Annotated in this window: 9 protein-coding genes; 5 read left to right on the forward strand and 4 right to left on the reverse strand. The window is 68.9% G+C overall.

Annotated elements, in window-relative coordinates; genetic code table 11:
• Nucleotides 1-164 precede the first annotated feature (164 nt).
• Both IG75_RS0134840 and IG75_RS0134845 read right to left on the reverse strand, forming a co-directional pair.
• Nucleotides 165-548 carry a VOC family protein gene (locus IG75_RS0134840; protein ID WP_030525619.1) on the reverse strand — a complete coding sequence of 128 codons (384 nt, stop codon included), beginning with the start codon at nt 546-548 and terminating at the stop codon, nt 165-167.
• 390 nt (nt 549-938) lie between these two features.
• Nucleotides 939-1,832, reverse strand: coding sequence for a 1,4-dihydroxy-2-naphthoyl-CoA synthase (locus IG75_RS0134845; RefSeq protein ID WP_030525620.1), 894 nt, complete (start codon nt 1,830-1,832; stop codon nt 939-941).
• 106 nt (nt 1,833-1,938) lie between these two features.
• Between IG75_RS0134845 and IG75_RS0134850 the strand changes: the two genes are divergently transcribed.
• The 4 genes from IG75_RS0134850 to IG75_RS0134865 all read left to right on the forward strand — a co-directional run bounded on the left by IG75_RS0134850 (nt 1,939) and on the right by IG75_RS0134865 (nt 5,938).
• Complete coding sequence (locus IG75_RS0134850) at nt 1,939-2,595, forward strand: PaaI family thioesterase (RefSeq protein WP_030525621.1); 657 nt, start codon at nt 1,939-1,941, stop codon at nt 2,593-2,595.
• A 276-nt stretch (nt 2,596-2,871) separates the two neighbouring features.
• Complete coding sequence (locus IG75_RS0134855) at nt 2,872-3,318, forward strand: DUF6918 family protein (RefSeq protein ID WP_030525622.1); 447 nt, start codon at nt 2,872-2,874, stop codon at nt 3,316-3,318.
• A gap of 212 nt (nt 3,319-3,530) precedes the next feature.
• A complete protein-coding gene (gene menD, locus IG75_RS0134860; RefSeq protein ID WP_030525623.1) occupies nt 3,531-5,168 on the forward strand; it encodes a 2-succinyl-5-enolpyruvyl-6-hydroxy-3-cyclohexene-1-carboxylic-acid synthase in 1,638 nt (545 codons plus the stop codon).
• A gap of 170 nt (nt 5,169-5,338) precedes the next feature.
• Nucleotides 5,339-5,938 (forward strand): TIGR03086 family metal-binding protein, encoded by a 600-nt coding sequence (locus tag IG75_RS0134865; RefSeq protein WP_030525624.1) that lies wholly within the window; start codon nt 5,339-5,341, stop codon nt 5,936-5,938.
• 13 nt (nt 5,939-5,951) lie between these two features.
• Here IG75_RS0134865 and IG75_RS0134870 read toward each other — a convergent pair whose 3' ends face one another.
• Nucleotides 5,952-6,572, reverse strand: a complete 621-nt coding sequence (locus IG75_RS0134870) for a TetR/AcrR family transcriptional regulator (RefSeq protein WP_030525625.1) — start codon at nt 6,570-6,572, stop codon at nt 5,952-5,954.
• An 82-nt stretch (nt 6,573-6,654) separates the two neighbouring features.
• On the opposite strand from IG75_RS0134870, the gene IG75_RS0134875 reads away from it, so the two are divergent.
• On the forward strand, nt 6,655-7,689 hold the full coding sequence (locus IG75_RS0134875; protein WP_030525626.1) for an aldo/keto reductase: 1,035 nt from the start codon (nt 6,655-6,657) through the stop codon (nt 7,687-7,689).
• A 9-nt stretch (nt 7,690-7,698) separates the two neighbouring features.
• Here the strand turns inward: IG75_RS0134875 and IG75_RS0134880 are convergent, their stop codons facing one another.
• Nucleotides 7,699-11,973, reverse strand: coding sequence for a bifunctional nitrate reductase/sulfite reductase flavoprotein subunit alpha (locus IG75_RS0134880; protein WP_081877350.1), 4,275 nt, complete (start codon nt 11,971-11,973; stop codon nt 7,699-7,701).
• Between the last annotated feature and the right edge of the window lie 101 nt (nt 11,974-12,074).

Raw genomic sequence — 12,074 nt, forward strand, 5'->3', positions numbered from 1 at the left:
GGCTGATCGGATTGGGCTGGGCCAGGCATGGGACTGCGATTCACTCGTCGGACGGTACGAAAGCGGTCGCACCGGGCGTCGGTGATCGGGCGGCCATCCGATCGTATCGTCGCCCGGCGGACCGGGGGTTGGCAACCCGGCAGAAAACTCGGACGCCCACCGGGTCAGCGGGTGTCCCGTCGGATCGGGTGCTCCTCCGGCACCTCGACCAGCACGATCGGCACCCCGTCCGGGTCGGTCACCCACATCTCCACCAGGCCCCACGGCTCGGTCACCGGTGCCCGGTCGATCGCCACCCCGTTGAGCGTCAGCTCCACCGCCACCGCGGCGACATCCCGTACCTGCAGCCAGATCGCCCCCGCGAAACCCCGCGGGTCGGCGTCCGAACCGCCGTGCCCCGCCACCTCGATGAGCGACTGCCCGGCGAAGAAAACCGTTCCCCCCGGGTATTCGCGATAGATCGCCAGGCCGAGGGAGTCCCGATAGAAGGCCAGGGTGGTCGCGTAGTCCCGGGGTCGCAGGATGATGCGGCTGCTGAGGATGTCCATCGGAGGGAAGTCTAGGGGTGTGGAGGCGATGTTGTGTCCGATTCGCGGCGCGTGGGGTTGCGGGGCGTGGTGCTCGTAGACGGTGTAGGCCCGACTGTGCAGTTGGGATGTGGTGAGCGGGGGGCGGGCAGCGGAGGTGGGTACTGGGGCTTGCGCGTGAAGGTGGGGGGTGGGCTTGCTCGTGAAGGTGCTGTGTTTTTCGGCGCCGCGTGCGGCGTCGCGGGGTTGAGGCCCCCTTGGTCTCGCCGTTTCGGCCTCGGGACTCGAGCCTTCGGCTCATGCGCTTTCGAGGCCGAAACGGCGAGACGGGCCTCAACCCTTTGAGGTGTCTCGTAAGACTCGACTCATACGGGTTGCGTGGGGATGCGATCGCTGGATTGCTTGCCCACTTCAGAAGTACCAGGGGTAGGGGGTCCAGTCGGGGGCGCGCTTTTCCAGGAAGGAGTCGCGGCCCTCGACCGCCTCGTCGGTCATGTACGCCAGTCGTGTGGCTTCCCCGGCGAACAACTGCTGTCCGACCAGTCCGTCGTCGGCCAGGTTGAAGGCGTACTTGAGCATGCGCTGGGCCTGGGGCGACTTGCCGTTGATGGCTTCCGTCCATTCCAGGGCGACATTCTCCAGTTCCGCGTGGTCGACCACTTCGTTGACCGCGCCCATGGCATGCATGTCCGCAGCGGTGTAGGTGCGGCCGAGGAAGAAGATCTCGCGCGCGAATTTCTGGCCGACCAGTTTGGCGAGATAGGCACTGCCGTAGCCGCCGTCGAAGCTGCCGACGTCGGCGTCGGTCTGTTTGAAGCGCGCGTGTTCGCGGCTGGCGAGAGTGAGGTCGCAGACGACGTGCAGGCTGTGGCCGCCGCCGGCGGCCCAGCCGTTGACCAGGGCGATCACGATCTTGGGCATGAACCGGATGAGCCGCTGGACCTCCAGGATGTGCAGCCGGCCGGCACGCGCCTTGTCCACGGTGTCGGCGGTGTCGCCGCTGGCGTACTGGTAGCCGCTGCGGCCGCGGATGCGCTGGTCGCCGCCGGAGCAGAACGCCCAGCCGCCGTCCTTGGGGCTGGGGCCGTTGCCGGTGAGCAGGACGGCGCCGACATCGGCGGTCGTCCGGGCGTGTTCGAGGACGCTGAAGAGTTCGTCGACCGTGTGCGGGCGGAAAGCGTTGCGCACTTCGGGGCGGTCGAATGCGATCCGGACGGTGCCCTGTTCGATGTGGCGGTGGTAGGTGATGTCGGTCAGGTTCTCGAACCCGGCCACTTCGCGCCACAGCGTCGGATTGAACGTCATGGGGGTGATTACACCAGGCTCGGCGGGGCCGCCGGCGGGCCGTTGAGTTCACCACATCTGAGCCGAAATGTTTGGACGCTGTATAACCCGGGGTTACGGTGCGTATATGAGCGAGCAGACCCAACCGACGATCGACGACAGCGCTGTCGACGAGGATCGGTACGAGCGGCACGGCGGGTTCCCCAAGGTCACCCCGGCCCGGGTGGGTCCGGAATTCGGCGAATTCGTCGAGGCCATGCGCACGCTCCAGGATCTCGCCGTCTCCGCCGACGCCCCGGCCGAGGTGTACGGGGCGGCCCGCGACCAGGTGAACGCGCTGATCGAGCTGCTCGGGCCGTACCGGGCTCCGGAGCAGCAGGGCCCGGCGGGCCGGGCCGTCGAACTGCCCGGGCGCGGCAGCCTGCTCCTGCTGCCCTGGCGGACGGTCTCGGCCGGGCCGGACGGCATCGTGATGCAGGGCGTGTTCCGGCGCTTCCATCTCGGCGGGAACGCCGCCGCGCACGGCGGTGTACTCCCGCTACTTTTCGACGACCTGTTCGGGATGACCGTGCACTACGCCGGGCGACCGATCAGCCGGACCGCCTTCCTGCACGTGAACTACCGCAAGGTGACTCCGCTCGATACGCCGCTGACGGTACGCGGCCGGGTCGAGCGCATCGAGGGCCGCAAAACCTTCATCAGTGCCGAACTCGTCGACGAAGAAGGCACCGTACTGGCCGACAGTGAAGGACTGATGGTTCAACTTCTGCCCTGGCAGCCGTGATCGGGGCGTCCCGGCGGTATCGGTACGGCGGTATCCGGGCCGGGGCCGGGGCTTTCGCTTCCCGCGTGTGACAAGCCATCCGGCCGATGGCGCTGGTCGAGCCCGGTGCGGCGGGGCCGGGCCGGGTCGAATCACGCGGGGCCGTAACACTTCCGTCGTTGCGGAGGCGTCATCTCCGTCTGTTGCTTACCCATGCGGGGCGGAAAGTACTCCTGTGGGCGGTGCGTATAGTTGCGTTGCCCGTCCATACGAGTACTGATCCGGAGGATCCTTAAATTGGTTGCAGCACTGTCTGAATCACTGCTTGACGAGGCCACGCGCCCGGCCTTCCTCGCCGACGCCGTCCAGGTCCTGGACGCCGAGGTCTCCGATAAGGGTGGTGCGTCGGGTCTGGCCGTGAAGGGTGGGTACGCGGCGGTGAAGAAGATCAGCCCGTCCATCGTGCCCGACGCCCTGGAATCGCTGGCGCCCAAGCTGCTCGAGCAGCTTCAGCCGTACTGGAGTGAATTCCAGGCCGGTGGCACCGGCACCTTCGGTGAGCTGCTGAGCTCCAAGGGTGACGAGGTCGCCGAGTCCCTGCTGACCGTCACCGACGCGCGTGCCGCGAGCTCCAGCCGCCCGGCCCTGCAGAAGGTGTACAACTCGATGCGTTCCTCGGCCAAGAAGAATGTCATCGAGGCGCTGCCGCGGGTCGGCGACCTGGTGCAGAAGCACGCCGGCTGACCGACGTGTGATACGACCGCGCGTGCGCGCGGCACGTGGGGGGCCTCGACGACGAGGTCCCCGACGGGGGGAGTTTTCGGGGGTATCGATATCCGGCGCGCGCCCCGAGTGGCGGGGAGCCGCCGGGTTGTTTTCATGCCGGTACGGCCACGACTCATTGATGTGAGCAGGGCGACGCCGACACGGCGGCCGTGGTCTGACAATCTAGAGGCGTGAATCCGTCAACAGCGCAGGCGCGGGTGGTCGTCGACGAACTCGCACGCGGTGGGGTTCGGGAAGTCGTGCTGTGTCCCGGCTCGCGGAACGCCCCGCTGGCGTTCGCCCTTCAGGCCGCTGATGCCGCCGGCCGGCTCCGGTTGCATATGCGGGTCGACGAGCGGACCGCCGGATTCCTGGCGATCGGCCTGGCCATCGCCTCGGGCGCCCCGGTTCCGGTGGTGATGACCTCGGGTACCGCGGTGGCCAATCTGGGGCCCGCCGTATTGGAGGCCAATTACGCGCGGGTTCCGCTGATCGTGCTCAGCGCCAACCGTCCGTACGAGATGCTGGGCACCGGCGCCAACCAGACCGTCGAACAGCTCGGTCTGTTCGGCAGCCAGGTCCGCACGACCATCAGCCTGGGACTCGCCGAAGCCGAGGCGGCCGCCGATTATCCGAAGCAGAACAGCGTCTGGCGCTCCGCGGTGTGCCGCGTGCTGGCGGCCGCGCGGGGAATCCGCTCGGGCAACGCCGGACCGGTGCACTTCGATATTCCGCTGCGCGAACCGCTGGTGCCGGATTCACTGGAGGGCGAGAACGCCCCGGCCGGGCGCGGCATCGAGCGGCCCTGGACGGCAACGCAGTACGCCACCCTCGATGTCCCGCTCGATATCGACCTCGGCGCCGATACCGTGGTGATCTCCGGGCACGGTGCCGGTCTGCACACCGAACTGGCGGCGTTGCCGACGGTCGCCGAACCCACCGCGCCGGCGCACGGTCCGGCCCTGCACCCGCTGGCCCTGCCGCTGCTGGAACCCCGCCAGGCGATCATCACAGGGCGGCCGACCCTGCATCGGCAGGTCTCCCGGGTGCTGGCCGATCCCGAGGTCACCGTGTACGCGCTGACGACCGGTCCGCGTTGGCCCGATGTCTCGGGCAATGTGGTCGGTACCGGTACCCGCGCGGTGACGACCGGCACGCCCGATCCGCGGTGGCTGGCCCGCTGCCGCGATCTGGACCAGCGGGCCCAATCGGTGGTACGCGACGAGCTGTCCAGGAACCTGAAACCCACCGGCCTGCACGTGGCCGCGGTAGTGATGGACGCGCTGCGCGAGGGCGATCAATTGCTGTTGGGCGCGTCGAATCCGGTGCGCGACGCCGCGCTGGTGTCGACGCCGCGGCCCGGCGTCCGGGTGCTGTCCAACCGGGGTGTGGCCGGTATCGACGGCACGGTGTCCGCGGCGGTGGGCGCGGCACTGCACCATTCGGGTCGCACTATCGCGTTGATCGGGGATCTCACCTTCCTGCACGATGCCTCCGGCCTGCTGATCGGGCGCGGCGAACCACGCCCGGAGGATCTGACCATCGTGGTCGCCAACGACGACGGGGGCGGGATCTTCGAGCTCCTCGAACAGGGCGACCCCCAGTACGCCGGTGTGTTCGAGCGGGTGTTCGGCACCCCGCACGGGATGGATCTGTCGGCGCTGTGCGCGGCCTACCGGATCCCGCACCGGCAGGTCGGGCTGGAGGAACTGGCGATCGAGCTCACCGGGCCGGCGACCGGGTTCCGGGTGCTGGAGGTGGTCACAAGCCGTGCCGGGTTGCGTGATCTGCACGCGGCGCTCCGCGCGAGTGTCGGGGCCTCCACGTAACCTCCGCCTTCGCTCCGGCCGTGCACGGCCGGAGCGAATCGGTTTCGGCCACGGCTCGGCCGGGTGCGCTCCCGGCCGGTAGCCGCTCGGTATCTCTTGCCGCGCGGCCGGTGAATTCCACCGGCCGGGTTCGTCGGTACAGGTGGATCCACCGACCCCGAGGAGTTCCGATGCAACCCGAATTCGATATGTCGCAGGCGGCCGCCGCGCTCGCCGATATCGTCGCCGCGATCGGCGACGAGCAGCTCGACGCCCGTACTCCCGCAGATCTTCCGGTACGCGCGATCCTGGAACATGTCGGCGGGCTGGCCGAGGCGTTTCGCGCCGCCGCCACCAAGGAGGCGGTCGGTGCGTCCGCGGCACCGCAGTTCGATTCCGGCGCGGCTCTGGCGCCGGATTGGCGGGCCCGTATTCCCGCGCAGTTGAAGGCTCTCGCCGAAGCATGGCAGGAGCCCGGGGCATGGGAGGGCGAGACGGAAGCAGGTGGCGTGACCATGCCGGCGGCGGTCACGGCGCGTGTCGCGCTGGACGAATTGGTCATCCACTCCTGGGATCTGGCGCGGGCCACCGGCCGCGACCTCGAGGTGGCCGATAGCGATCTCGCGGTGCTGCTGCAGTTCTTGAAGGACACACCGCCGGAAGGCACACCCGGACTCTTCGGCCCGGTGGTACCGGTCGGACCCGGCGCTCCGGCCCTGCACCGGGTGCTGGGGCTTACCGGGCGCGATCCGTTCTGGATTCCCAAGGCGCGCCGAGAAATGATGCGGTGACCCGTCCGGCGGGTCATGCACCGGTGCGGCCGAATATCCCGGCCGCGGCCGCGTGCGCCGCGGCTCCGGCCGCTGTCCGGGCGGCCTCGTCATCGATGGGGTCACCACTGGCCAGCAGCCGGTAGTAGAGCGGACCGGAGACGGCGGTGAGGACCGCGCGGGGGTCGGTTCCGGCCGGCACCTCCCCGCGGGCGACGGCGTCGGTGATACACGGCGACCATTCGGTGAGCCGGACGTCGTAGAACCGGCGCAGCGCCGAGGCTGTGCTCTCGTCGCAGGTCGCGGCGGCGATTACGGCGCGGAACAGGCGGCCCTGCCGGGGATCGGCGAGGGTTTTCGCGACCAGGCGGGCATTGGCGGTCAGATCGCCGAGCAGGGAGCCGGTATCGGCGCGTGGTAGCGACTGTTCGGCCATATCCACCAGAAGGTCGGCGATGAGTCCGGTCGGGGTGCGCCAGCGGCGGTAGACGGTCGTTTTGCCGACCTCGGCGCGCGCGGCGACCTCGGCGAGGTCGAGCCGGGCGAAACCGTGTTCGGCCAGCAGATCGCCGGCGACCTGCAGTACCGCGGCGCGGACGCGGGCGGTACGGCCGCCGGGCCGCACCGAGCCGGGAGCGGCCAGCTCAGGATTCATAACGGAACTCCAGTTTCATTTATCGCTCGATGGGTGTAGCGTCGGATTCGTTAACGAAACCATAGACCCTTTAGGAGTCGAGATGGAATACCGGCGGTTGGGTGCCTCGGGTCTGGTCGTCCCCGCGCTGAGCTTCGGCGCGGGAACCTTCGGCGGACGCGGCGAACTGTTCGGCGCCTGGGGCGATACCGATGTCGACCAGGCTCGCCGGCTCGTGGATATCGGCCTCGACGCGGGCGTGACGATGTTCGATACGGCCGATGTCTATTCCGACGGCGCGTCCGAAGAGGTGCTGGGCGCCGCGATCCGCGGCAAACGCGATCGGCTGCTGTTGTCCACGAAGGCCGGACTGCCCACCGGGCCGGGCCCCGCTGACGCCGGAACGGGTCGCGGACGCCTGATCACCGCGGTCGAGGCGTCGCTGAAACGGCTCGGTGTGGACCATATCGATCTCTTCCAGCTACACGCCTTCGACGCCTACACCCCGGTCGAAGAGGTGCTGCACGCACTCGACGAGCTGGTCCGCGCGGGCAAGATCCGCTACCTGGGCGCCTCCAATTTCGCCGGCTGGCAACTGATGAGATCGCTGGCCGCCGCCGACCGCCACGGGCTGCCCCGCTATATCGCCCATCAGGTGTACTACTCACTGGCCGGCCGGGATTACGAATGGGAACTCATGCCGCTGGGCCTGGCCGAAGGGGTCGGCGCGGTGGTGTGGAGCCCGCTCGGCTGGGGCCGGCTCACCGGCAGGATCCGGCGCGGACAACCACTGCCCGCGGGCAGCAGGTTGCACAAGACCGCCGAGGCGGGGCCACCGGTGGATACCGAACATCTCTACGACGTGGTCGACGCGCTGGACGAAATCGCCGCCGAAACGGGCCGATCGGTACCGCAGATCGCGCTGAACTGGCTGCTCACCCGGCCCTCCGTCGGGACCGTCATCGTCGGTGCGCGCAATGAGGAGCAGTTGCGCCAGAACCTCGGGGCCGTCGGCTGGGAACTCACCGCCGACCAGCTGGCCCGGCTGGACAAGGCGAGCGCGCTCACCCCGCCCTACCCCTACTACCCGTACTACCGCCTGCCCGACTTCGCCCGGCTCAATCCACCCGCCGCCTGAGCCGGGATGTCAGTACACGTCCCGGACATAACGTTTCTCGGCGGTGAGCTGCTTCTTGAAGGCCACAGCGCCCTCCTCGTCGAGTTTGCCGTGGATGCGGGCGATCCGTAGCAGCGCGTCGTCCACATCGGCGGCCATCCGCGCGGCATCACCGCAGACATAGAAATGGGCGCCGTCGCGCAACCACGACCACAGCTCGGCGCCGTGTTCGATCATGCGGTGCTGCACGTAGATCCGCTCCCGCTGATCCCGGGAGAAGGCCAGATCCAGCCGCGACAGGTGGCCGGTGCGGAACATGTCCTCCAATTCGGCCCGGTAGTAGAAGTTCTGCGCGGCGTGCTGATCGCCGAAGAACAACCAATTGCGTCCCGTCGCCCCCAGCGCCCGCCGTTCGTGCAGGAAACCGCGGAACGGAGCGATACCGGTGCCCGGGCCGACCATGATCATCGGCACCGTGGGGTCCAGCGGCGGCCGGAAATGTGGTGCGCGCTGCAGAAATATCGGTACCGCGGTGTCCGCGGCCCGGTCGGCCAGGAAGGTGGAGCAGACGCCGCCGCGCCGGGCCGCCGAGCCCGTGGCCGCCGGGTCGCCGTAGCGCACGATGCCCACGGTCAGCTCCACCCGGTCGGGGCTCGTCAGCGGACTGGACGAGATCGAATACTGGCGCGGCTGCAGTTTTTTCAGCACGTCGAGCCATTCCACCAGGTCGGCACGGACCGGGAAGTCCCGCAGCACATCCACCAATTGGCGGTCCCACAGATAGGAGGCGAGTTCGTTGCGGTTGTCGCGGCGCAGCAGTTTGGCGAGCCGGTTGCTCGGATTGTGCCCGGCGACGAATTCCAGCAGATCGCGCGACACCCGGGTGATGTCGTAGTGGGTGCGCAGGGCCTGCTCCAACGATATCTCGCCGGTGCCGGCCGCTACGGTGCGATGGCCGTCCAGACCGGTCGCCGCCAGCCATTCCCCGACCAGCGACGGACAGTTGGTCGGCCGGACGCCGAGCGAATCGCCCACCTCGTACCGGGCGTCGAGCCCGGTCAGGTCGAAACTGATCCGCCGGACCTCCTTCGCGGCGTCCGGGGCGGTCAGCACCTCATTGCCCAGCAGGGGCGCGGAGACCGGTGCGGTGCGGGTGAACGTGGTGGGCGCCGCCCGCCGCACCGGCAGCGGGGCGGGAGCGGTCCGTTCCAGGACAGCGACCGCGGCGGCACCGCCGGAGGCCGCGCCGACGGTTCGGCGCGGAGTGCCACCGCTGGGGCCGGCGGCCGGATCGGACCCGCTCGGTTCGGACAGTGCGGTGATCACCGCGTCCAGCCACTGCGCGCCCGGCTCGTCGAAATCGGGTTCACAGTCCTGGCGCGGTAACAGCCGGGTCGCGCCGCGGTCGGCGAACAGGGTGTCGAGTTTGCGACCGTGGCCACAGAAATCGTCGTAGGAGGAGTCGCCGAGCGCGAACACCGCGTACCGCATACCGGTGAGCCGGACCGCGCTCTCCGCGAGCCGGGTCCAGAAGCCGGCTCCGTTGTCCGGTGGGCCGCCGTCACCGAAGGTGCTGGTGACGACCAGCACATCACCGGTCAGTACGTCGAGTTCGCAGGAGTCCATATCGAGCAGCCGTGGCCGGAGCCCGGATTCGGTGAGCCGCGCGGCGGCGGTCGCGGCGAAATCTTCGGCATTGCCGGTCTGCGAGGCCCACAGCACCGTTACGGTCCGGGGTGGCGCCGCGGCCGGATCGCCGGCTGCCGGGTCCGCGGGCATTTCACGCGAATACATGCCGGCCAGCAGCCCGTCCACCCACAGCCGGCTCCGATCCGACAGCGGCGCCGACGCGGGCAGGACCGGCTGCCCGGAGACCGGCAGCGACTGCAGCGCGGCGAGATAACCCCCCAGATAGATCCGTTCGGTTTCGGTCAGTGTCGGGGTGGCCGCGGTATCCAGGCCGAGCATCGTGGCCAGGGGATGGGGGTCGGACGCGGTGGATTCCGGTGCGCTGACCACTGTTTCCGGCCTCTGCGCCCGCCGCATCGGCGCGACCCGGCGCAAGGCGACCGCGCATGCCTTGAATTCCGGCTGCAGCGAATCGGAATCGACCGCGTCATTGGTGACCGCGTTGACGGTCAGGTATTCGCCCTGTTCGTCGTTCCAGTGGAAAGGCGCGAAACAGCCGCCCGGCCGCACCCGGTCGCTGACCCGGGCGGGCAGCACCGCGCGCCCGCGCCGCGAGGTGATCTCCAGTTCATCCCCCGGCTCCAGCTCGAGGGTACGGGCGTCGTCGGGATGGACTTCCACGAACGGTTCGCCGTTCAGCTTGTTCAGTTTGCCGACGCGACCGGTCTTGGTCATCGAATGCCACTGATGCTGCAGCCGGCCCGTATTGAGCAGGAACGGGTAATCGTCGTCGGGCATTTCGGCGGGCAGCATATGCGGCCGCGGCCAGAAGACGGCGCGCCGGCTCGGGGTGGCGAACGCCAGCCGGGGTTTGTGACCTTCGGGATCGGTGTAGCGCGGCCCGCTCACGCCGTCGTTCAGATAGCGAATCGGGTTGCGGCGTTGTGCGGGATCGGGGCACGGCCACTGCATCGGGCCCTCGCGCAGTGTGTCATAGCTCATTCCGCTCAGGTCGTAGCCGGTGGCCGGGTTGGCGAAGCGGCGTAGTTCGTCGAACACCTCGGCACTCGAGGCGTACTCGAAGCCGGGGAATCCCATGGCGGTGGCCACCTGGGCGATCAACTGCCAGTCCGGCCGGGCGGCGCCGGCCGGCTCGACCGCGCTCCGCAGCAGGGTGACATTGCGTTCGGAGTTCACCATCACCGCGTCCGATTCGGCCCACAGGGTGGCCGGCAGCAGAATATCGGCGTAGGTGTTGGTGGCGGTCTCGGTGTAGGCGTCCTGCGCGATCACCAGTTCCGCCGCTTCCAGGCCGGCGATCACCGTCTTCCGATTCGCGACGGTCGCCACCGGATTGGTGCAGATGATCCAGGCCGCCTTGATGGTGCCCGCGGCGAGTTCGCGGAACATTTCGATGGTGCCGGGCCCCGCCTCGGTGCGCAGTGTTCCCGGCGGAAGCTCCCAGGCGGTCTCGACGAAGGCTCGGTCGGCGGGATTCAGCAGACTCCGCTGGCCGGGCAGGCCGGGACCCATATAGCCCATCTCGCGTCCGCCCATGGCGTTCGGCTGCCCGGTGAGCGAGAACGGTCCACTGCCCGGACGGCAGATGGCGCCTGTGGCCAGGTGCAGGTTGCACAGCGCGTTGGTGTTCCAGGTCCCGTGGGTCGACTGGTTGAGCCCCATGGTCCACAGGCTCATCCATTCCCCGGCTTCCCCGATCCAGCGCGCGGCGGTACGGATATCCGCCTCGGCCAGACCGGTCAGCTCCGCCACCTTCTCCGGGGGATACCCCGCCAGGAATTCCGGCATGGCATCCCAGCCCTCGGTGTGCTCGGCGATGAATTCGGTGTCGATATCACCGGCTTCCACCAGCAGATACAACAGACCGTTGAGCAGGGCCAGATCCGTGCCGGGGGCGATCTGCAGGAACAGGTCGGCGCGTGCGGCGGTATCGGTGCGCCGCGGGTCCACCACGATCAGTTTCGCGCCCGCTTTGAGCCGGTCCGCCATGCGCAGGAACAGGATGGGGTGGCAGTCGGCCATATTCGCGCCGATCACGAAGAACAGGTCGGCGTGCTCGAAATCGTCATAGGAGCCCGGCGGGCCGTCGGCGCCCATCGACTGTTTGTAGCCGGTGCCCGCACTGGCCATGCACAGCCGGGAGTTCGCCTCCATATGGATGGTGCGCAGATGGCCTTTGGCGAGTTTCGTGGCCAGGTACTGGGCCTCCAGCGACATCTGCCCGGAGACGTAGAGTGCGATGGCGTCGGGGCCGTGCTCCGCCAGGATCCGGCGCAACCGCGTAGCGGCCTCGCGTACGGCCTCGTCCACGCCGGCCGGCTGCGGCTGTACACCGCGTTCGGGCCGCAGATAGGCGGTCGACATCCGGCCCGGTGCCCGCATCAACTCCACGTGGGTGGCGCCCTTGGTACACAACCGCCCGCCATTCGACGGATGCAGTGTGTCCCCGCTGACCTTGGCGATCACCGGCGCGCCGGTGTCGTCGGCCGCGGTGGTGATCTCGATACCGCAGCCGACCCCGCAATAGGAGCACGCCGTCCTGGTCGTGCCCGGCCGCCGGTTGCTGTGTCGATCGGGCAGGAGCGAGGGCCCTGCGTGGTCACGCTGCGCTGCCGCCTCCGGGCCTGACTCGCTCCTGCCGCTCACCTCGGACATGAGTCCGATCGTCCCCGCGGCCGATTTCCTCGGGTTTGCCCGATGTTATCGCCGGATGACATTCCACTTCACCGGCGAAAATCACAGCTGTGAGGTAGATG

This window comes from Nocardia rhamnosiphila NBRC 108938 (genome assembly GCF_000720425.1).
Taxonomy (GTDB): Bacteria; Actinomycetota; Actinomycetes; order Mycobacteriales; family Mycobacteriaceae; genus Nocardia; species Nocardia rhamnosiphila.